We start from the raw sequence: 20,659 nt of genomic DNA on the forward strand, positions 1-20,659 counted from the left end.
TTTATCCCCTCGTTTCTTTTTCCCGCCGGGACAGCAGGTATATAAAGTAGGGCGCGCCGATTATGGATACCACGACACCTGTGGGCAATGATGACGGCTGGATGACAACTCGTGCAATGGTATCCGCCGCCGATACCAGCAGTGCCCCCAGCAGAGCGCATACAGGAAGGGCGATGCCATGTCTGGGCTCTACCATGCGGCGGGTGATGTGGGGGGCCATAAGCCCCACAAAGCTGATGCTGCCGCTTACGGAAACACAGGCGCCGGCAAGGGCTGCCGCCATAAGCAGAAGCTTTCTCCGCTCCTTGTTCACGGAAACGCCAAGTCCGGCTGCGGTTTCATCCCCAAGGTTCATAACATCCAGGATCCCTGCTTTGCACAGGGAGGCGGGAAACAGGATACACAGCCAGGGCAGAAGGGCCAGTACAAACATCCAGTTGGCACCCCAGATGCTTCCCGTCTGCCACGAGGAAACAAAGGCGTACTGGGTATCATCAAGCTTAACCACCAGCAGGGTGGTCAGGGCGGACAACCCTGCCTGGACCGCAATGCCGGTCATCACCATGGATACAGGCGATAAACCTGGGCCTTTTTTCCAGGCAAGGAAATAGACCAGAGCTGCCGCGCCGCCTGCCCCCACCAGGGCCAGAACAGGAAGCGTGAAAACCGCCAGGGAAGACTGGGGGCCAACGAAAAGCACATAAAGCACCACCATAAGCCCTGCACCTGAATGGATGCCCAGCAGCCCGGGATCTGCCAGGGGATTTTTTGTGACTCCCTGCAAAAGACAGCCGGATACCGCCAGTCCGGCCCCCACCAGCATGGAAAGGGCAATGCGGGGAAGGCGGAAGGAGAACAGGATCAGGTTCTCTTTTTCCCTGCCGCCCCCTATCATGGCGCGGAGGACCTCTGAGGGAGACAGCCTGCTGTAGCCGGTGTTCAGGCTTATAAGCGCAGACAGGATGAGAAGTGATAAGCATGTCCCTATTACCACTGTGTTACGCACCATGGTTTTTCTTATGTATGGGTTTGTTTTTTTCTGCATCATTTAAGCACCCCTCCTTGTTTTATGGGACAGATAAAGGAAGAAGGGAACGCCCATGAGGGAGGTGATAACGCCTAAGGGCACCTCAAAAGGCGGGTTTACCGTCCTTGCTCCCAAATCTGCCAGAACCAGCAGCAGAGCGCCAAGAACAGCGGAGGAGGGGATGATTTTTTTATAGTCCACGCCCACCAGAAACCGTGCGGCATGGGGAATGATAAGCCCCACAAAGGAAACTGACCCTACCACTGACACGGAAACACCTGCCAAAGCGAGCACTGCAATGGTGCAGAGACACTGGATAAGGGGCGTGTTAAGTCCAAGCCCTGCGGCAACATCCTCACCCATATTCAGTACGGATACATAGGGCGAAAGCAAAACCCCGCCCAGGAGGGCAGCCGAAACCACAGGCGCAAGAATGTAAAACTGCTGCCACGTTACGCTTGCCACACCGCCCACGGTCCAAAACAGCACATCCCTGCTCACCTGAAAGCCCAGGGCGATTCCCTGGCTCAGTGCCGACAAAAGGGCGCTGACCGCAGCACCGGCCAGCACCAGGCCCATAGGACTGGTTCTGCCTTTGTGGGATGCGGCAATGCCGTTAATTAAAAGCGCACCAAGGGCCGCCCCCAGGAAGGCAAAAACAATCAGCTTACCATAGCTCATACCCGGCGCAAATGCAAAGCATAATGCAATGGCAAAACCTGCTCCCGCATTGATCCCCATAAGCCCTGAATCGGCCATGGGATTGCGGGTGGTTCCCTGCATAATTGCACCTGCCACGGCAAGAGCCGCACCAATCAACCCGCTGATGAGCACTCTGGGCAGCCGTAAGTCTAGGATCATAAGGTGCTGGGTGTTCCTGCTGTCAAAGTGTGTGAATGCATCAATAACAGTCCCTATAGAAATATTTGCAGTGCCCTGGGTGATGGAAATACACAGAAGAAGCATTAACCCAATCATGCCGTAAGTAATGAGCGGGCGCAGGGGAATGACACGCCTGTGGCTGTCATTTTCCATGGATTTGCGGTCATTGATCATCATTTGATTGTCTGCACCAGCTTTTGGGCAGTTAAACTCATGGCTAAGGGACCAAAGGTGTTAAGGGAATCATCAAAATAAACCACATTTCCATTTTTAACGGCGTCCATATTCATCCAGACAGATGAAGCTTCCTGGGATTTTACAAATCCTTTGGCAGTATCGACATAGTCCATGAAGATGATGTAATCCGGGTCCATTTCCGCCACCGCTTCCAGGGAGAAGGTCTCGTAGCCGAAGGTGTATCCTTTGGGCGGAGTGATGCCGAATGCATCGTAATAACTGCCGCTGCCCCGGGCAACAAATGCCTTGCCTCCGTTGGTTCGGAAAAGAGCAACGGTTTTATCCTGTTTGCCCAGCGCTTCACGGGCTGACGTTATGGCATCCTCGGTTTCCTTGATAATCTTTTCGGCTGCATCTTCCCTGCCCACGATTTCCCCGCAGGCCCGGGTTTGGTTTTGCCATGTGTCACTAAAGTCCACCAGCACCACAGAGGCGATCTGGTTCAACTGGTCATAGATTTCCTCCAGACCCGAGTGCCCGGCAAAGGTTACGATCACATCAGGCTGGGATTCCAAAACCGCTTCCAGGTTGATTTCCCGTGCGCTTCCAAGATCCATGATTTCTGCCGTTCCATCGTAGGGAATCAGTGTTTCATAGGTTTCCAGAGCCTTTTGCGCCGTTCCCACCGAAGCGCCTGCCGAAGCGGTGACCGGAGTGCCAAGGGCAAAAAAGTATTCCAGATAGTTGGAGTGGAGAATGGCGATTCGTTTGGGCTGGATGGCCAGGGTTATTTCATGGCCCCCGGCGTCCACAATGGTACGCGGCCATTGGGACGCCTGGGAAATGTCCGGAACCTGCCCTTTTCCGGATTCTGACGGTTCCGGGGGAGTCCCCGGCTGCTGCTGTCCCTTTGAACAAGCGGTTAAAAGCCCCACAGATAAAAGCAGTGCAAGTAAAATAGAGATATGTTTTTTCAATGTAGCACCTCCTGAATTATTAGTTAGGTAAAACTAACTTCTGGTTAAATATATCAGACCACAGTGCTTATGGGAATGGCTTTATCCGCAATTTATATGGACATATCCTGAATCATGGTTTGCAGCACAAAAAAACGTCCATGGAAAAACATGGGCGTTTCCCTGTGCCGGCGGCTTACTCTTCCCTGAATTTACTTGGAGGCACTCCAAAATGTCTCTTAAAAATCCGGCTGAAATACAGGGCATCCGGATAGCCTGTTTGCTCCCCTATGGTTCCGATGGGAATAGAGGTTGTGACAAGCAGTTCCCTGGCGCGGTTCAGACGGTATGTGCGCAGGTAGTCTGCCGGCCCCATGCCTGCATACTTTTGAAAAACGTAAAACAGCCGGTTTTCATTGACTCCGCTTTGACTGGCCAGTGAATTTACGGTTAACCCATCCATGTAGTGGGTATGGATGTATTCCGATACCGATTCAAAAAGTTCCTGTGCGCCGTACCTTGTTTGATTCCTGACACACAAAAAGGTTTCTTCCAGCATCCGGCGGAACAAGGTTTCCGTTTGAAAGGCCGCAAGTCCGCCTGGACGATTGGAGGTTGTATACAGATGATAAAGCATATCGTATAGCTGGGGACTTTGCCCCACTGTTAAGCTGAAATGGGTATTCCTCAATTTCATGAGAGGTGATTCGTTGAAGGTTTCATAAAGAACAGAAACAAATTCCCAGTCTCCGTCTCCAATAACACGTTTGCCCATGGGGGTGTTGGCTGAACCATGGATAACCACTCCTGGTTTGATGAGATAAGGCGTATCATTAAACTGGTATTCGGCGCAGCCGGAAAGGGGGAATATAAACCCCGGATAAGGAGCGGTCTTTTCCATGCCTTTACTTCCTGCCGGTATTTTATAACGGTAAACACCCCGTATTTGGAAAAGCGTGGCTGCAAAATGCTCCACAATCGTATTTAGTTCCATTGCCATAGCTCCACATCACATTCCTTAGATAAATAAAAGTATAGGTAACATCACATTGAAAGGTTCGTCTGGCAGAAGATCTTTCCCTGTCATCATACCACAGGTCCCCTTTTATGAAAAAGGAATTCACAGAAATATCACGGTTTTAACCGTATTTTTTAAGGTTCGTTTCAGTTGCAGGTGATAGGATTAGCACATAGAAAAGAAAAGGAGGCAGCGGCTATGGCACAGGAAGTTTTTAAAAGATATGAAAAAAAATACCTCTTGACTCTTGCTCAGTATCAGGGATTGAAGTGGGAACTGGTTAAGCGGATGTCCGCAGACTGTTACGGAAAACATACAATATCTAATATTTATTTTGATACCAGAGATTTTGAGCTTATCCGTCATTCGGCTGAAAAACCGGATTACAAGGAAAAGGTCCGGCTTCGGGCATATGGAAAGCCGGAGGAAGGAAGTACGGTTTACGCGGAACTAAAAAAGAAGTATGACGGGATCGTATATAAGCGCAGAATGCCGCTGATCATGACAGAAGCCAGAAAATATCTTTATTATGGCATATACCCCAACGAGGACAGCCAGATTCTTAAGGAGATCAATTATGTTATGGGACTATATGATTTAAAGCCTATGGCTTTTGTGGCTTATGACAGGACCGCATTTTTTGGAAATGAAAACAGGGAACTGAGAGTTACTTTTGACCGGAACATCCGGTGCAGGAGCGAGGAACTGGATCTGGTAAAAGGGGACTTTGGAACATGTATTTTAAATGAGAACCAGGTTCTGATGGAGGTGAAAATCCCGGGAGCAATGCCTGTATGGATGAGCCGCATGTTTTCCCAGCTTGGAATCTATCCCGCATCATTTTCAAAATATGGCATGTATTATAAACAGATATTATATAAAAGCCAGATTTTGCCCTCGGGTTCGCGCTTTCAAGGAGCGCTCGCCCTGGGGCAGGCTCCAGAAGGGGGGATTTTTTGTGCTTAACAGTATTTTAACAGAAACAACCAGTTCCACCCTGACAATTGGCCATCTGCTGGTCTGCATGCTTGTATCCCTGGGACTGGGAGCATTTTTAGCAGTCCTTCACACCTTCAAAAATACATACAGTAAAAATTTTATTGTAACGCTGGCATTGCTTCCGGCCATTGTACAGGTGGTTATTACGATTGTAAATGGCAATCTGGGAACAGGGGTAGCGGTAATGGGAGCCTTCAGTCTGGTCCGGTTCCGCTCTGTGCCGGGAAATTCCAGGGAAATAGGCAGTATATTTTTAGCCATGGCAGCGGGACTTGCAGCAGGAATGGGATATCTGGGGGCGGCCGTTATGATGTCAGTCGTAATAGGTGGGGCCATGATCCTTCTGGTGTCTCTTCCCCTGGGGAAAAAATGCTTTACAAAGAGAGAGCTTAAAATTACAATACCGGAAAATCTTGACTATATGGGGATTTTTGATGACATATTTTCAAAGTACGCAAGAAGCGTACAACTGAACAGGGTCAGGACCGTAAATATGGGAAGTCTTTACGAGCTTTGCTATCAGGTGAATTTAAAAGCGGAGCATGAAGAAAAGGAAATGCTGGACCAGATCCGATGCAGAAACGGCAATCTGCCGGTGGTATGCGGAAGAGTTCCGGAAGGCAAAGAGGAATTGTAGGAAATTCAGGAGGAGAATAAATGAATAAAAAAACAAGATGCGGGCACCCGGTGAAGCGGGGCGCACTGTTAGCAGCAGGATTTATTGGACTGGCATTTCTGACAGGCTGTCAGAAAGACAGCGGGTATACGGAAAGCCAAAAGGCAAAAAATGAAGATGGAACAGAAACGGTCATTACCGGAACGGACCAGGGGTTTACCGTAGCAGGCACCGGAGCAGAGGCTTCGGAAAACGTGGTCACGATTTCTGCTACAGGAACCTACCGGTTAAACGGCACCGTGGGAGACGGAAGGATTGTGATCGATACGGGAAGTGAAGATGAGGTTACGGTGATTCTGGACAGTTTTTCCATTGCAAGCTCGGATTTCTCCCCCATATATGGTAAGCAGTGCGGCCTTTTAACCGTCGTTCTGGAAGATGGAACAGAAAACACTGTATCCGACGGTTCCTCATACTCTTATTCTGTGGCCGGAGAAAATGAACCGGATGCGGCAATATTCTGTAAGGGTGATCTTGTCCTGGAAGGTGAGGGCACATTGAATGTCAACGGAAATTATCAGGAAGCCATCAGAGGAAAGGACGATCTTACCATCAAGTCAGGCAACTATGTGATCAAATCGGTGAATGACGGGATCAAGGGGAAGGATTCTGTTGAAATAGAAAACGGGACCTTTGCCATAACGTCGGCCGGAGACGGAATCCAGGCCAGCAATGATATTGATGAAGGAAAAGGATATGTAAAAATCAGCGGCGGAAATTTCACCATCAATGCAGGAGAAAAGGGCATTAAGGCAGCGTCTCTGGTGGAAATAGCAGGAGGAGACATAGCCGTGGAGTCAGTGGATGATGCGGTCCACAGCAACGGAGATGTGAAAATATCATCAGGAACATTGGTCTTATCAACGGGAGACGATGCCGTCCATGGAGATAATCAGGTAGAGATATCAGGCGGAACCATTGACATCACCAAAAGCTATGAAGGTCTGGAAGGCTTATGCATTGATATAACCGGAGGAGAAATTAAGGTGGTTTCCGATGATGATGGGCTGAATGCAGCAGGCGGCAATGATTCTTCGGGAAATGCCGGAACGATGGGAGCTGATCCTTTTGCATCGGCAGAAGGAGCTTACATCCGGATCACCGGCGGCAGTTTGAGTGTAAAGGCCCTGGGAGACGGAATTGATTCAAACGGAGATCTTTTTGTAGAAGGAGGCTCCATTTATGTGGAAGGGCCGGAAAACAGCGGAAATGGAATTCTGGATTTTAACGGAACAGGAACGATTACAGGCGGAACCTTTACAGGAGTCGGCAATGCCGGGATGTTCCAGGTATTTTCCGAAACGTCCAGTCAGCCGGTCATAGTAAAATATTACGAAGAAAAGCAGGCGGCAGGAACTGCCGTGGAGATTTTAGACGATTCCGGGACACAGCTTGCCCAGGTTACTCCGGATAAAGAGTTTTCAGTATTGATCTTTAGTTCTCCTCTGTTGGAAACGGGAAAAACTTATGAGATCCGCACCGGAGAAGATACGGTGGCAATCCAGGTGACAGGAATCCTGAATCAGTCAGGAGAAGCTTTGGAACAGAATATGGGTGGAAACAGAGGCGGAAATGGAACCGGAGAAAGGCGGGAAAGACCGGGAGAACCGGGAGAAATGCCGGAAGGCAATTTCGCCCCGGATGGAGAAACCAGGGAAGCCAGGCCTAATGGATCCATGAAAGACCTTCCTGAAGATAAGAAGGATCAGGAAGAATAAGTAAAACTTAAAATTAATAAATACATAATGGATAGAAGGAGCTTTTGCCAGGTGGTTTTCCCCTCTCACCTGGCAAAGGTTCCTTCCATATCTGAATGAAGGTAACCGGAAAATTCCGGCAGATTCCCTTAAGATTCCGAGAGATCATAAAAAGCCATACTCTGGAAAAATATTTTTAAGCATGCAATTGCCTGATACAGAACTGCCGAAACAATGCACCTGATCACGATTCCCATCACTCCTAAATCCATGGGAAAGAGGTGAGGGTACCCCCAAACAGGGTTATGTATGAAGCAGAGGGCAGTCATGCCGTGTATAAGAAACGAATTGACAGAAATCTGTAGTCAAGAGTATAATCGACTCATAACAAAATACAAGGAATATGAATTGAAGGTAAGGAATATGAATTATATGAAAAGTAACAGCCAGCCGTTTTCCGCTGATTATGTTTTCCTCAACATCAGAAAACGTATTTTGAAATTGGAATTGGAGCCTGGTACCAGGATCAGTGAAAACCAGATGGCGGAAGAATACGGGGTATCAAGAACCATTATCCGCAATGCCTTTGCAAGGCTGAATCAGCTTGGGCTACTTACGGTATACCCCCAGAGAGGCACTTATGTAAGCCTGATCGATTTAAAGCTGATCGGGGACCTGCTGATTTTAAGGACAGCCGTGGAAAAGGAAGAGCTTTACGAGCTGTTGTCCCAGAAGGACGAAGAAAAGATTGGAAAACTGGTAAGAGAGCTGGAGGATAATTTAGAAAAGCAGGAGGCCTACCGGAATGTGGAGGGGTATGACCTGGAATTCCAAAAGCTGGATTCAGCATTTCACCGGGCCATTGCGGAAAGCGTGGAACGGTATAATCTTATAAAATTGCTGGAGGATTTAATGCTCCACATTTCAAGATGGAGGAATTTTGATGTGGCCCTCGGCAAGAGGATGCCCCACCTGATCGATGAGCACCGGAGAATCGTCAATGAGATCAAAGGCGGTGACTTTGTCAAAGCCCAGCAGGCTATGGCAGATCATCTGGAAACTATATCTGAAATCAGAGATAAGGCAAAGGAAAAATACCCTCAGTATTTTATAAACATTTGATCTGACTGTTTTTACCAAAAGCAGTCGATTATTTGTTTTTTTAGAAAAAGATTGTCATAAATTAGACGATCACAGAGAAAGTGGGTGAAAAACCATATTTGGGTCTTGCTCCATAAAATACCGGAACAATGTCTTGTTTTTAAAAAAGTTATTGACAAATTAGACAAAATTTGATAATATATGCATGAAAAAATGTAGCTTGTGACTTTTTATTTTTTTATTTAAACTTGTATACAAGGATACATTTTTTCATGCGCAAACTTGTATACATGTATACATATATATTTTTTCGGAAAGATTGTTATAAAATAAACAATCAGAAAGGAAACGACCATGTTCACATTAGGAGTTGACATAGGCTCTACCACCTCCAAAGCAGTCATTCTGAAAGATGGACAGGAGATTCTGGCTACTTCCCTGATTGCTGCAGGGACGGGAACTGACGGGCCGGACCGGGCTATTGAGGCAGTGCTTGCCGCAGGGAGCCTTAAGGCGGAGGAGATCTCCTCTGTTTATGCCACCGGTTATGGAAGGAAGCTGTTAAAAAATGCCCATGGAGAGATGAGTGAACTGAGCTGCCATGGAAGAGGGGTTCATCACCTGCATCCGGAAGTGCGGACCATCATTGATATCGGCGGCCAGGATGCAAAAGTACTTTCCCTGAATGATGAAGGGCGCCTGACGGAATTTCTGATGAATGACAAATGTGCGGCGGGGACCGGACGGTTTCTGGATGTTATGGCAGGAATTTTACAGTTGAGGATCGAAGATCTGGAAAAGCAGGCGGCCATGGCAAAGCAGGTTGTGAAAATTTCCAATACATGTACGGTGTTTGCCGAATCCGAGGTCATTTCCCAACTGGCAAACGGAGTTGAGATTCCGGACCTGGTTGCCGGTATCTGCCAGTCGGTAGCCGGCAGGGTGGCGATCCTGGCAAAACGGATCGGAGTGAAAGAAACGGTGTGTATGAGCGGCGGCGTTGCAAAAAATGGCGGGGTACGAAAAGCCATGGAGCAGGAACTGGGACTTGAAATTACATATTCACCAATGGCCCAGCTCATGGGTGCTTTAGGAGCAGCGCTTTACGCTTACGATAAATCATAAAAGGAGGAATTTTTCATGGGTGAAGGAGAAACAAAACCAAAGTTTACCATTGATCCCAATTCAGCCAAGTTTAAGCTGAATGAGATCGTGGCAAAACACTACAAGGAGGTCCAGGAGGCAAAGGACAGGGGAGAGAAAATCGGCTGGTGTGCCAGCAATTTCCCTCAGGAAATTTTTCAAACCCTGGGCATTAAAGTCTGTTATCCTGAGAACCAGGCGGCAGCCATTGCTGCAAGAGGAGCGGGGCAGCGGCTGTGTGAAATTTCAGAGGCGGAAGGTTATTCCAACGACATCTGCGCTTATGCAAGGATCAGCCTGGCTCATATGAAGGTGGGGGAAACTCCGGAACAGAACATGCCCCTGCCGGATTTCGTGCTTTGCTGCAACAACATCTGCAACTGCATGATCAAATGGTATGAGAACATTGCAAAAGAGCTTGATATTCCGCTGATTCTCATTGACATTCCCTTTAATCCAGATTACGAGGTTTCGGACGCCCAGGTGGAATATGTTAAGAGTCAGTTTCTGGCAGCGATTGAACAGTTGGAGGAGATCACAGGTAAAAAATGGAGCGAAAAGAAATTCAAGAAGGTCATGGAAATCTCAAACAGAACTTCCAGGGCATGGCTGGAGGCTACAGCCTATACCAAATATACCCCGTCTCCTCTTAACGGCTTTGATTTACTCAATCACATGGCAGTGGCTGTCTGTGCAAGAGGGACCGTGGAGGCAGCCGAGGCCTTTGAAACCCTGCTGGAGGAATACAAAAAGGCGGTGAAAGAGGGAACCAGTACCTTCCGCGCAGAGGAAAAGTACCGGATCATGTTTGAGGGGATTGCCTGCTGGCCTCATTTAAGAGCAACAGCAACCGGCTTAAAATCCCGGGGAATTAACATGGTGGCAACCATTTACGCCGATGCTTTTGGATTCATTTACGATGACTTTGACGGTCTGATCCGCGCCTACTGCAACGTGCCAAATGCCATGAACTTAGAGCATGCACGGGATAAGAGAGAAGCAATCGTAAATAAGACCCATGCAGAAGGACTTCTGGTACATACCAACCGTTCCTGTAAGCTTTGGAGCGGCTTCATGTATGAGATGAGCCGCCAGATCGGAGAGGACTGCCGGATACCGGTCACCTCATTTGACGGCGATCAGGCAGACCCGCGGAATTTCTCGGAAGCCCAGTATGAGACAAGGGTTCAGGGGCTGACGGAAATCATGGAATCCAACAAAGGGGGGAAAGACTGATGGCAACATTAAATGAATTATTAGAAAGTTTTCATGAAATCGCGTGTTCACCGAAAAAACAACTGAATGCTTATCTGGAGCAGGGAAAGAAGGTTGTGGCCTGTGTTCCTGTTTATACGCCTGAGGAGCTGATCCACTCCATGGGGCTGGTTCCCATGGGAGCGTGGGGAGCGGATATTGAGCTGAAAGAATCCAAAAAGTATTTCCCGGCGTTTATCTGTTCCATCATGCAGAGCATTCTGGAGCTGGGAATTAAGGGAGAATACAAGGGCATTTCAGCCATTGTGATCCCTTCCCTCTGTGACTCCTTAAAGTGTCTGGGACAGAACTGGAAATACGCGGTGAAGGACATCCCTTTTATCCCCATGACCTATCCCCAGAACCGGAAGCCGGAAGCAGGAAAAAGGTTTACCAAAGCCTCCTATGAGCGTGTCATAAAGGATTTGGAGGCAGCGGCCGGCGTGAAATTCAGCGAAGCTTCCCTGGCCCGGTCCAATGAAATTTACAATGAACATAATGGGGTAATGAGAAAGCTGACAGAGGTTCTGGAACAGCATCCTTCCATTACGGCAGTCCAGAGAAGAGACATTTTTAAAAGTGCTTATTTCATGCGAAAGGAAGAGCATACGGCACTGGTCAGCCAGTTGATAGAAGTTTTGTCGCAAGCAGAAGAGCAGGAAAGTAAAATTAAGGTGATCACCACCGGAATCCTGGCTGACAGCGATGGACTGCTGAAAATCTTTGACGAACACGGGCTGCAGATTGCCGGGGATGATGTTGCCCATGAATCCAGACAGTACCGGACAGATGTGAATCTGGAACTGGAGCCTTTGGAAGGGCTTGCGGATAAGTTTTCCCGGATGGACCATTGCTCCGTCCTGTACGACCCGGAAAAGAAGAGAGCCGGCTATATCGTTGATCTGGCAAAGAAATACAAAGCCAGTGGCGTGGTCGTTCTCCTGACGAAATTCTGTGATCCGGAAGAATTTGATTTTGTAATGGTGAAAAAAGCCTGTGCTGGGGCAGGAATTCCTATCATCCAGATAGAAGTAGACAGGCAAATGGTAAATTATGAGCAGGCAGGAACGATGATAGAAGCATTCAAAGATATGCTTTAACAGACTGGGAGGAATCATATGCAGATACTTTTGGTATTATTGAGTTTGGCATTGTTGATATTTCTGTGTTTTAAGGGAGTTCCGATTTTCTTTTCAGCAGTAATTTCAGGTTTGTTTCTTTTGCTGACGGCAGGCATGAATCCTGTGGAACAGTTCACGACCACATATGTCCAGGGGCTGTCAGGGTATTTCGGCAAATTTTTCTTCATCTTTGTTCTGGGTTCTCTGTTTGGTAAGCTGACTGATATCAGCGGTGCGGCAGATGCCATTGCAAAAGCAATCGTAGATAAGCTGGGGGATAAGTTTATTATTCCGTCCATTATTATTGCTGGTGCAGTACTGACTTATGGAGGAGTGTCTGTGTTCGTCTGTATGTTTACCCTCTATCCGCTTATGGTGTCCATGTTTAAGAGAGGAGATATATCCAGAACCTTGATTCCGGCAGTATATTTTGCCGGCGCGGGCACGTTTTCCTGCATGATGCCGGGCAGCCCTCAGATACAGAACTTAATGCCAGGACAAATACTTGGTACTCCGGCAACTGCTGCTCTGGCTCCAGGCCTTATTGCTGCAGTATTTGAGGCAGTACTGGTGTTCTGGTTTACGCTCTGGTATGCAGACCGTTGCAAGAAAAAAGGAATGCATTTCGAGATAACAGAAAAAGATAAGCTCATGCTGGGCGTAAAAGAGGGAAAGCAGCTTCCAAGCTTTCTGGTAGCCATACTTCCTATGATTGTATTGCTGGTAGCTTTGAATGTGTTCAGGGTCTCGGCAGAAGTAGCGCTCTTTTTAGGCTTTATGTCAGGTCTGGTGTTCTATTTTAAGTACCTTCCATGGAAAGATATCTGGCAGCATCTGGCAGACGGAACAAAGGATGGAACTGGTTCATTATTCAGCACTTCCGCAGTCGTGGGTTTTGGTTCACTGGTACAGGTGGTTCCTGCGTTTGACATCTTGATTAAGTCTGTTACAGGAATTGGAGGAAGTCCGCTTATTGCGTCAGCGCTAGCAGTTACGCTACTGGCAGGTGTGTGTGGTTCTGGCTCTGGCGGTCTTGGAATTGCATTGCCGATTATAAAGGATTATTTCATTCCGATGGGAATCAACTTGGAGGCGCTTCACAGAGTATCGGCACTGGCAAGTCTGGGCCTGGATTCTCTGCCCCATAACGGACTGGTTGTTACAGTGCTTAATATCACGGAGAACGACCATAAGAGTTCCTATTTCCCGGTATTTATCTCGACCTGTGTGATACCTTTGATTACTCTGGCATTTCTGATTATGTTGTTTTATATGTTTGGTATGGCCTAAATAAGGAAAGGAAGAAACGCAATGTATATAGATTTTCCAGAAGTTCATGTCCCGATACAGGGACTTGAGCAGGTGACATTACCTGAAATGATTACAATTCGCCAATGCTATGACCCGGCGAAAGTGGATGATATTGCAGGAACTATGAGAAAAGAACTTGAGAAAATTTCCGGTAAGGAAAACTATAAAGGCAAGAAGATATGTATCACAGCCGGAAGCAGAGGAATTCCCTATCTGGATGTCATGATCCGCACAACCTGTGAGATGCTCAAATCTTATGGAGCAGAACCCTTTATCATCCCTTCCATGGGCAGCCACGGAGGCGGTACGGCCGAGGGACAGCTTGAAATGTTAGAGGGATATCACATCACGGAGGAAACTATGGGAGTTCCTATTAAGTCTTCCATGGAGGTGGTGCAGTATGATGAGTTAAACGGCATCCCCCTTTACTGTGATAAATATGCCTTTGAATCCGATGGCATTGTCATACTAAATAAGGTAAAACCTCATACGGATTTTCGCGGAGTGCATGAGAGCGGTATGGCTAAGATGATTGCCATTGGCATTGCAAAGCATAAAGGAGCTTCTATGTTCCATAGCTTTGGATTCCACCGTTTTGCAGAATTGATTCCATCGGTAGCTGAAAAGTTTTTGGAAAAATGCCCCTTTGCATTTGGAATCGGAGTAGTTCAGAATGCCTACGATGACATCTGCAATATTGAGGTATGTACGAAGGACAATTTCATGGAGACGGATGCGAGGCTGCTGGAGATCGCAAAACAGAAGCTGGCCAAGTTCCTGTTTAATGACATTGATGTGCTGATTATCGATGAAATAGGCAAAAATATAAGCGGAAACGGTCACGACCCCAATGTGACCGGGCGCAATATCACACGCACCTTTGGGGATACACTCAACCTTAGAAAGCTCTTTATCCGGGGAATCACGCCAGAGGCTCATCACAATGGCTGTGGCCTTGGGTCAGCGGATATTACAACAAGACGCTGTCTCAATTCTGTTGACTGGGAAGTGACCTGGACCAATGTCCTGACAACTGGGATTATGGATGCCTGTCCCATACCCCTCTATGCCAATACGGACAAGGAAGCGCTTCTCATGTGTATCAGGTGTTGCCATAACCTGGATTACAGGAATGCCAGGGTTGTTCATATTAAAAACACTCTGTGCCTGGACGAAATACAAGTCTCGCAGGCTCTGTATGAAGACATTAAGGATATCCAGGGAATTTCCTATGTCAGCGGACCGACGCCTATCTGTTTTAATAAAGAAGATATGATGGATTGACAGGAGATAGCCCCTTTCAGGGATATTTATATACTCTGAGAAGATGGGTAAAAAAGGAGGTAACGATATGATTGATAAAAATAAAATGCCGGTAGCGGTGGGTGTCGCATTCGTATGGTTTACAACACAGTTTGGCGGAGGGTTTGCTTCCGGTGCACAGCTTGTTCAGTATTTTGTTGCGTTCGGTATATGGGCGCTTATTACCCCGATTCTGGCTCAGGCCATCGGTGCGGTATTCCAGTGGTACGGGCTTCGGTTTGCAAAGATTCATGATGCTTATGATTACAGAACCTTTAACAACAAGTTTTACGGAAAATTTGCTCCTATTTTTTCCAACCTTTATGAAATTGTATACATATTACTGCTGTGCCTGGCTCCGTCTGTTGCCTTTGCAACTGGTGGTTCCACCATGCAGTCCCTGACTGGCCTCCCTTATATGGTCTGTACCTTGATCATCGGATTATTTATTTTTGCGGTGACCATTTTCGGAACGGATTTTGTAAGAAAAGCGGCGTCCACCTTGTCCGTTATCATCATTGCAGGTCTTTTGATTGTGTACATACCAAATATTATCGCAAGCTGGGGCGATATTACAGAAAACATCAGTGCCTTAGCAGCTCATCCTGCACCTGCCGGCCCTGCTTTCTGGAGCTGCTTTATTTATGGTTCCTTCCAGTTAGCCTCCATCGGATTGCTGTACCAGCATGCTGAACCGTTTAAATCAGAAAAAGAAGCCGGAGCAAGTATGATTTACGGATTTATCGTAAACTCCGTATTGATCATGCTTTCTACCCTGGGACTGATGGCAATTGCAACCAACCCGGATTTATCCAAGGATCCCCTTCCGGTTATCACTCTGATCAAAGGCGGCGTGGGAGCCGGCTTCATGAATCCCATGATTTCCATACTCATTATTTTAGGAGCGGTATCAACGGCGGTAAACATGATTGCCGGAGCAGTCCAGAGAGTTGTTGTTGCCCTTGAAAAGCCGGAGGAAAGAAGAACCGACGGAAAGCCTACGGCAAAAACCCTGATCTGTGCGCTGTTATGCACCATTATTGCTTTTGCCATCGCCCAGTTTGGACTTCTTCCCCTGGTAAAGGTAGGATACGGATATCTGGGATATATCACCATTGGAGTGGTACTGGTTCCGTTCCTGATCCGGATGATTGGGGAAGCCATGGGAAAAATTGAGAAATAACTGACAGAACCATGGGACAGAGGTTAGCAGGAGAATGAATATGACAGGCCTTTTATCAGAAACAATCGGAGAACTGCTTCATAAAAGAGCTGTTCTTACGCCGGATGCAGCAGGAATCTGCTACCAGGATAAACAATATTCCTGGAAAGAGGCGGATGAAATTTCGGATTTTTGGGCAGTTGACTTTATAAGAAAAGGAATTTCCAAAGGGAAACATGTGGCGTTATGGGGAATCAACAGTCCGGAATGGGTCATGGCGTATCTGGCTTTTATGAAGTCCGGGGCAGTGGTGCTTCCGGTCAATACATGCTATAAGGAACAGGAATTGAACAGGGTTTTAAAAGAAGCGGATGCAGACTATCTGTTCTATGGAAAGGGATGCGGTGATAAGGACTACGGACCGGTCATTGCAAAAGCAGGACTGGATGGCCCGGACAGCTTCTTAAAAGGGATCGTTTCCCTGGAACATCTGCCTGATTGTGAAAAGATTGACAACAGGAAGGAAGATCAGCAGCTTTTAAAAGAAATGGAACAGAACGTATCTTCAAAAGATATTGCCAACATACTTTTCACCTCCGGTACCTCAGGCGTTCCAAAGGGAGTGATGTTAAGCCACGAAAACCTGGTCAACAATTCCGCCGAAATGGTGCGTTCCATGCATTGGAACGAAAATGACCGTATGTGCTTGGCTGTTCCCCTGTTTCACTGCTTCGGCATCACAGCGGGCATATTGTCCGCGGTCCATGCCGGGGCGGCAATTTATATCAATCAGTATTATAAGTCCATTGGAGTCATGGAAAACATACAAAAAAATTCCTGCACCATTCTAAACGGCGTTCCCAGCATGTTCCTGGCTATGGTAAAAAACAGCAGGAGAAAAGAATACGATTTAAGTTCTCTAAAGAGCGGAATTATTGCGGGTTCTGCCATTCACCCTTTGGATTACATCAATATCTGTGAAGAGCTGAAGATGGAGCATTTACAGCCTTCCTATGGGCAGACCGAGTCTTCCCCTGCCATTACTATGACTGAATATTGGGACCCAATCTGCCGGAAGGGTCTTTCAGCAGGCAAAAAGATCCCTTATACGGAATTAAGAATCTGGGATGAGGGAAGGAATTGCATTGCCAAATCCGGTATTGTTGGAGAAATCCAGTCCAGAGGTTATCACATCATGAGGGGCTATTACAACCGGGAAAAAGAAACGGAAGCAGTGCTGGATCAAGAGGGATGGCTTCACACCGGAGACTGCGGTTATCTGGATGAAGACGGCAATCTTCATATGACCGGACGGAAAAAAGAAATGATTATCCGGGGCGGTGAAAATATAGCACCAATGGAAATAGAAAACTGCATCCTGGGCCTTCCGGAAATCAAGGCTGTGAAGGTGGTAGGAGTGGATGCCCAGGTCCTTCAGGAGGAAATTGCAGCCTGTATCATTACGGAGCCTGGGGCGGAATTTTCCGAAGAAAGGGTCAGGGAACAGGTCCGGCAGAATCTGGCGGATTATAAGGTCCCCAAATATGTTTATCGATTTGATTCATTTCCTTACAGCAACAGCGGCAAGATTATGATCCGTGAGTTACGGCAGGAAGTCGAGAAACGGTTAGCGAAAAGAGGTTAAGGAGGAAACAACATGTATTTTACAAAACAGCATGAGCTTGTCCGGAAACTGGCGAAAGAGTTTGCGGAAAAAGAACTGACCAATGAAATCCTGGATGAGATTGAGGAAAGCGGGACATTTCCGGAGGAAATCCTTTACAAAATGGGAAAGGCCGGATTTTTCGGCATTAAGACGCCAAAGGAATACGGCGGTTCCGGCGGTGACGCCCGCTGTTACGTGCTGGTGATGGAGGAAATAGCAAGGGTCAGCGGAGTTGCGAGCATTTATGTATCTTCCCCTAATTCCCTTTCCGGAGGTCCTTTGTTATTATCCGGCACAGAGGAGCAGAAACGAAAATACCTTCCCTCACTGATAAGCGGGAGCAAAAAGCTCTGCTTTGCCCTGACGGAACCAGGGGCAGGTTCCGATGCAGGCGGTATGCAGTCTACGGCTGTAAAGGAAGGGGATCATTACATATTAAATGGAAGAAAGACCTTTATCACCATGGCGCCTTTGTCAGATTATGCAGTGATCTACGCAAAGACGGATATGACAAAGGGAACAAAAGGAATCAGCGCTTTTATTGTTGATATGAAAAATACTCCTGGAATTTCCTGTGGAAAACCGGAGCATAAAATGGGTGTCATCGGCTGCGCTACCAGCGATATCATTATGGATAACGCAAGGATTCCTGCAGAGAACCTTCTGGGGCAGGAGGGCATGGGCTTTATAAATGCCATGAAGACCCTGGATACCGGCCGAATGGGAGTTGCCGCCCAGTCCATCGGGGTTGCCCAGGGGGCTTTGGACGAGGCGATCAAATACGCAAAGGAACGGAAACAGTTCGGAAAACGGATCGGGGATTTCCAGGCAATCGCCTTTATGATCGCAGATATGGCCACAAAGCTGGAGGCTGCAAAGCAGTTGGTTTATAAGACCGCTTACTTAATGGATACCCATCAGCCTGCAACCATGGAAGCATCTATGGCAAAGTATTATGCTTCTGAGGTCTGTAATGAAATCGCTTCAAAATCTCTTCAGATCCATGGCGGTTATGGATTTATCAAGGATTATAAGATCGAGCGCATGTACAGGGATTGCCGTGTGTTCACCATTTACGAAGGTACCTCACAAATCCAGCAGCTTGTGATTTCAGGAAAACTGCTTAAGAAATAATGACTACACGGAAGGAGTAATGAGACAATGAAGATTTTGGTTTGTGTAAAACAGGTGCCGGATACCAATGAAGTAAAGATCGATCCGGTAAAGGGTACATTGATCCGTGACGGAGTTCCAAGCATTTTAAACCCTGATGATGCAAATGCCCTGGAAGAGGCATTGAAGATAAAAGACGAAAAGCCTGGAACAACGGTTTCCGTTATTACCATGGGGCCGCCTCAGGCCGATGATATGCTGCGGGAATGCCTGGCTATGGGAGCGGATGAGGCTTATCTGCTCAGTGACCGGGCCTTTGGAGGGGCCGATACCTGTGCCACCTCCACCACCATTGCTGCCGGCATTGATAAAATCGGAGATTATGACATTATTTTTGCAGGACGCCAGGCCATTGACGGAGATACGGCCCAGGTCGGCCCCCAGGTAGCCTGGAGGCTTGGTATCCCGGTTGTAACTTATGTTCAGGATGTGAAGCTTTGCGAAGGAAAGGTGATTGTGCAAAGGCAGTTGGAAAACGGATATGAAATTCTGGAGGTTCAGATGCCCTGTCTCCTTACCGCTGTAAAAGAACTGAATGAACCACGTTACATGAGCATAGGCGGCATTATGGATGCATATGCGAAAAAGGTTACCATATGGAATCATGAGGATGTGGGACTGGATCCCAAAGACTGCGGTTTAAATGCTTCCCCCACCCAGGTTTTCCGTTCCTTTACTCCCGCTCCCAAGGGAAAAGGAGAGATGCTTGCCGGAACAGTGACCCAAATGGCAGGGCTGCTGACAGAGAAACTGAAAGAGAAGCATTATCTTTAATACCCAGGAAAAGGAGGAAGGTTCACATGGCTGTAAATGTAATAAAAGAAAAATGCAGGGGATGTTCTATCTGTGTAAAGAACTGCCCGTTTGAAGCAATTACAATGGAAAATAAACTGGCTGTTATCGGCACCGCCTGCACCGGCTGCGGCGTTTGTGTGGAAAAATGTCCGTTTAATGCAATAGAAAAGACAGAAGAAACAAAGGAAACGGTTGATTTATCAGAGTACCGGGATGTATGGGTATTTGCGGAACAAAGAGAAGGGGCGCTTATGCCTGTGGTAAATGAACTTCTGGGTGAAGGGCGAAAGCTGGCAGATGAGATCGGGTGCAGCCTTTGTACCGTTTTATGCGGAAGCCAGGTGGAAGGACTTGTGGATGAACTGTTTGAATATGGAGCGGATAAAGTCTATCTTGCGGATCATAAAGAGCTGGAATCCTACCGTACCGATGCTTATACGGCTGTAATCCACGATGCGATCAAATCCCATAAGCCTGAAATCGTCCTTTTGGGAGCCACCCACATCGGCCGTGACTTAGGTCCCTGTCTGGCCGTCCGCTGCAATACCGGGCTGACCGCCGACTGCACCAGGCTGGAGATCGATGAGGAGGATAAAAAGATCAAGCAGACCCGTCCGGCTTTTGGCGGAAATTTAATGGCAACCATTGTTTGTCCAAACCACAGGCCCCAGATGTCTACGGTACGCCCGGGAGTCATGGAAAAGGCTGAAAGGCAGGAAGGCCGGAAGGGTCAGGTTATTCCTCTTTCCGTGAGTTTTGAAACAGAGGACATCAGAACCCGCATTCTGGAGGTGGTAAAGCAGGCAGGTGAGGCAGTGTCTTTAACTGATGCAGAGATCATTGTATCCGGTGGCATGGGTCTTGGCGGTGCCGAAGGCTTTGAACTGTTAAAGAAGCTGGCTCATAAGCTGGGCGGTGTTGTGGCGGCAAGCCGTGCTGCGGTTGACGCAGGCTGGATCGACCATTCCTATCAGGTGGGACAGACCGGAACCACAGTACGCCCAAAGGTGTATTTTGCCTGCGGAATTTCCGGGGCCATTCAGCATGTGGCAGGAATGCAGAATTCGGAGCAGATCATAGCAATCAATAAAAACCCGGGTGCTCCGATTTTTGAAGTGGCCGATTACGGCATCGTAGGGGATATATATCAGGTGATTCCCGCATTAATAGAAGCACTGGACAAATAAAGGAGGGATTTA

18 protein-coding genes are annotated in these 20,659 nt (G+C 47.5%); 14 read left to right on the forward strand and 4 right to left on the reverse strand.

Translation table 11 applies throughout. The features are described 5' to 3' along the window. Position 1: 1 nt before the first annotated feature. From ACYVD3_RS20245 to ACYVD3_RS20260, 4 genes are all read right to left on the reverse strand, one after another. Entirely contained in the window at positions 2 to 1,048 is a 1,047-nt protein-coding gene (locus ACYVD3_RS20245) for a FecCD family ABC transporter permease (RefSeq protein WP_460644299.1), read from the reverse strand. Continuing rightward, positions 1,049 to 2,086, reverse strand: coding sequence for a FecCD family ABC transporter permease (locus ACYVD3_RS20250; RefSeq protein ID WP_460644300.1), 1,038 nt, complete (start codon positions 2,084 to 2,086; stop codon positions 1,049 to 1,051). After that, positions 2,083 to 3,063: an iron-siderophore ABC transporter substrate-binding protein gene (locus tag ACYVD3_RS20255; protein WP_460644301.1), complete on the reverse strand. Its 981-nt coding sequence runs from the start codon at positions 3,061 to 3,063 to the stop codon at positions 2,083 to 2,085. The genes ACYVD3_RS20250 and ACYVD3_RS20255 overlap by 4 nt, the downstream gene beginning before the upstream one ends. Positions 3,064 to 3,238: 175 nt before the next feature. Then, positions 3,239 to 4,036 carry an AraC family transcriptional regulator gene (locus ACYVD3_RS20260; RefSeq protein ID WP_460644302.1) on the reverse strand — a complete coding sequence of 266 codons (798 nt, stop codon included), beginning with the start codon at positions 4,034 to 4,036 and terminating at the stop codon, positions 3,239 to 3,241. A gap of 222 nt (positions 4,037 to 4,258) precedes the next feature. Here ACYVD3_RS20260 and ACYVD3_RS20265 point away from each other — a divergent pair, with 222 nt between their 5' ends. The 14 genes from ACYVD3_RS20265 to ACYVD3_RS20330 all read left to right on the forward strand — a co-directional run bounded on the left by ACYVD3_RS20265 (position 4,259) and on the right by ACYVD3_RS20330 (position 20,647). Continuing rightward, entirely contained in the window at positions 4,259 to 5,026 is a 768-nt protein-coding gene (locus ACYVD3_RS20265; protein WP_460644303.1) for a VTC domain-containing protein, read from the forward strand. Continuing rightward, complete coding sequence (locus ACYVD3_RS20270; protein ID WP_460644304.1) at positions 5,019 to 5,696, forward strand: DUF4956 domain-containing protein; 678 nt, start codon at positions 5,019 to 5,021, stop codon at positions 5,694 to 5,696. The genes ACYVD3_RS20265 and ACYVD3_RS20270 overlap by 8 nt, the downstream gene beginning before the upstream one ends. Before the next feature lie 20 nt (positions 5,697 to 5,716). Continuing rightward, entirely contained in the window at positions 5,717 to 7,453 is a 1,737-nt protein-coding gene (locus tag ACYVD3_RS20275; protein WP_460644305.1) for a carbohydrate-binding domain-containing protein, read from the forward strand. 402 nt (positions 7,454 to 7,855) lie between these two features. Then, positions 7,856 to 8,554 carry a GntR family transcriptional regulator gene (locus ACYVD3_RS20280; protein ID WP_460644306.1) on the forward strand — a complete coding sequence of 233 codons (699 nt, stop codon included), beginning with the start codon at positions 7,856 to 7,858 and terminating at the stop codon, positions 8,552 to 8,554. 333 nt (positions 8,555 to 8,887) lie between these two features. Continuing rightward, the gene (locus tag ACYVD3_RS20285) at positions 8,888 to 9,658 is read left to right on the forward strand and encodes an acyl-CoA dehydratase activase (RefSeq protein ID WP_460644307.1); all 771 of its coding nucleotides are present in this window, start codon (positions 8,888 to 8,890) and stop codon (positions 9,656 to 9,658) included. Positions 9,659 to 9,673: 15 nt separating this feature from the next. After that, the gene (locus ACYVD3_RS20290) at positions 9,674 to 10,912 is read left to right on the forward strand and encodes a 2-hydroxyacyl-CoA dehydratase subunit D (RefSeq protein ID WP_460644308.1); all 1,239 of its coding nucleotides are present in this window, start codon (positions 9,674 to 9,676) and stop codon (positions 10,910 to 10,912) included. Further along, positions 10,912 to 12,030: a 2-hydroxyacyl-CoA dehydratase subunit D gene (locus tag ACYVD3_RS20295; RefSeq protein ID WP_460644309.1), complete on the forward strand. Its 1,119-nt coding sequence runs from the start codon at positions 10,912 to 10,914 to the stop codon at positions 12,028 to 12,030. The genes ACYVD3_RS20290 and ACYVD3_RS20295 overlap by 1 nt, the downstream gene beginning before the upstream one ends. Before the next feature lie 18 nt (positions 12,031 to 12,048). Then, entirely contained in the window at positions 12,049 to 13,341 is a 1,293-nt protein-coding gene (locus ACYVD3_RS20300) for a GntP family permease (protein ID WP_460644310.1), read from the forward strand. Positions 13,342 to 13,362: 21 nt separating this feature from the next. After that, on the forward strand, positions 13,363 to 14,646 hold the full coding sequence (locus ACYVD3_RS20305; RefSeq protein WP_460644311.1) for a nickel pincer cofactor-dependent isomerase, group 22: 1,284 nt from the start codon (positions 13,363 to 13,365) through the stop codon (positions 14,644 to 14,646). Positions 14,647 to 14,713: 67 nt separating this feature from the next. Beyond that, entirely contained in the window at positions 14,714 to 15,847 is a 1,134-nt protein-coding gene (locus tag ACYVD3_RS20310) for a YkvI family membrane protein (protein WP_460644312.1), read from the forward strand. A 40-nt stretch (positions 15,848 to 15,887) separates the two neighbouring features. Further along, complete coding sequence (locus ACYVD3_RS20315; RefSeq protein WP_460644313.1) at positions 15,888 to 17,471, forward strand: class I adenylate-forming enzyme family protein; 1,584 nt, start codon at positions 15,888 to 15,890, stop codon at positions 17,469 to 17,471. Positions 17,472 to 17,483: 12 nt separating this feature from the next. Next, positions 17,484 to 18,626: an acyl-CoA dehydrogenase family protein gene (locus tag ACYVD3_RS20320; RefSeq protein ID WP_460644314.1), complete on the forward strand. Its 1,143-nt coding sequence runs from the start codon at positions 17,484 to 17,486 to the stop codon at positions 18,624 to 18,626. Between the two features lie 27 nt (positions 18,627 to 18,653). Next, positions 18,654 to 19,439, forward strand: a complete 786-nt coding sequence (gene etfB, locus ACYVD3_RS20325; protein WP_460644315.1) for an electron transfer flavoprotein subunit beta — start codon at positions 18,654 to 18,656, stop codon at positions 19,437 to 19,439. Positions 19,440 to 19,465: 26 nt separating this feature from the next. Further along, positions 19,466 to 20,647: an FAD-binding protein gene (locus ACYVD3_RS20330; protein WP_460644316.1), complete on the forward strand. Its 1,182-nt coding sequence runs from the start codon at positions 19,466 to 19,468 to the stop codon at positions 20,645 to 20,647. The last annotated feature ends 12 nt before the right edge of the window (positions 20,648 to 20,659 follow it).

Source organism: Lacrimispora brassicae (genome assembly GCF_054772055.1).

What these genes read in the sequence shown, in the direction of transcription:
- ACYVD3_RS20300 (WP_460644310.1), top strand. Translation starts at nt 12,049, where the DNA reads ATGCAGATACTTTTGGTATTATTGAGTTTGGCATTGTTGATATTTCTG.
- ACYVD3_RS20250 (WP_460644300.1), bottom strand. Translation starts at nt 2,086, where the DNA reads ATGATGATCAATGACCGCAAATCCATGGAAAATGACAGCCACAGGCGT.
- etfB (WP_460644315.1), top strand. Translation starts at nt 18,654, where the DNA reads ATGAAGATTTTGGTTTGTGTAAAACAGGTGCCGGATACCAATGAAGTA.
- ACYVD3_RS20265 (WP_460644303.1), top strand. Translation starts at nt 4,259, where the DNA reads ATGGCACAGGAAGTTTTTAAAAGATATGAAAAAAAATACCTCTTGACT.
- ACYVD3_RS20245 (WP_460644299.1), bottom strand. Translation starts at nt 1,048, where the DNA reads ATGATGCAGAAAAAAACAAACCCATACATAAGAAAAACCATGGTGCGT.
- ACYVD3_RS20260 (WP_460644302.1), bottom strand. Translation starts at nt 4,036, where the DNA reads ATGGAACTAAATACGATTGTGGAGCATTTTGCAGCCACGCTTTTCCAA.
- ACYVD3_RS20330 (WP_460644316.1), top strand. Translation starts at nt 19,466, where the DNA reads ATGGCTGTAAATGTAATAAAAGAAAAATGCAGGGGATGTTCTATCTGT.
- ACYVD3_RS20315 (WP_460644313.1), top strand. Translation starts at nt 15,888, where the DNA reads ATGACAGGCCTTTTATCAGAAACAATCGGAGAACTGCTTCATAAAAGA.
- ACYVD3_RS20290 (WP_460644308.1), top strand. Translation starts at nt 9,674, where the DNA reads ATGGGTGAAGGAGAAACAAAACCAAAGTTTACCATTGATCCCAATTCA.
- ACYVD3_RS20275 (WP_460644305.1), top strand. Translation starts at nt 5,717, where the DNA reads ATGAATAAAAAAACAAGATGCGGGCACCCGGTGAAGCGGGGCGCACTG.
- ACYVD3_RS20320 (WP_460644314.1), top strand. Translation starts at nt 17,484, where the DNA reads ATGTATTTTACAAAACAGCATGAGCTTGTCCGGAAACTGGCGAAAGAG.
- ACYVD3_RS20285 (WP_460644307.1), top strand. Translation starts at nt 8,888, where the DNA reads ATGTTCACATTAGGAGTTGACATAGGCTCTACCACCTCCAAAGCAGTC.
- ACYVD3_RS20305 (WP_460644311.1), top strand. Translation starts at nt 13,363, where the DNA reads ATGTATATAGATTTTCCAGAAGTTCATGTCCCGATACAGGGACTTGAG.
- ACYVD3_RS20310 (WP_460644312.1), top strand. Translation starts at nt 14,714, where the DNA reads ATGATTGATAAAAATAAAATGCCGGTAGCGGTGGGTGTCGCATTCGTA.
- ACYVD3_RS20295 (WP_460644309.1), top strand. Translation starts at nt 10,912, where the DNA reads ATGGCAACATTAAATGAATTATTAGAAAGTTTTCATGAAATCGCGTGT.
- ACYVD3_RS20280 (WP_460644306.1), top strand. Translation starts at nt 7,856, where the DNA reads ATGAATTATATGAAAAGTAACAGCCAGCCGTTTTCCGCTGATTATGTT.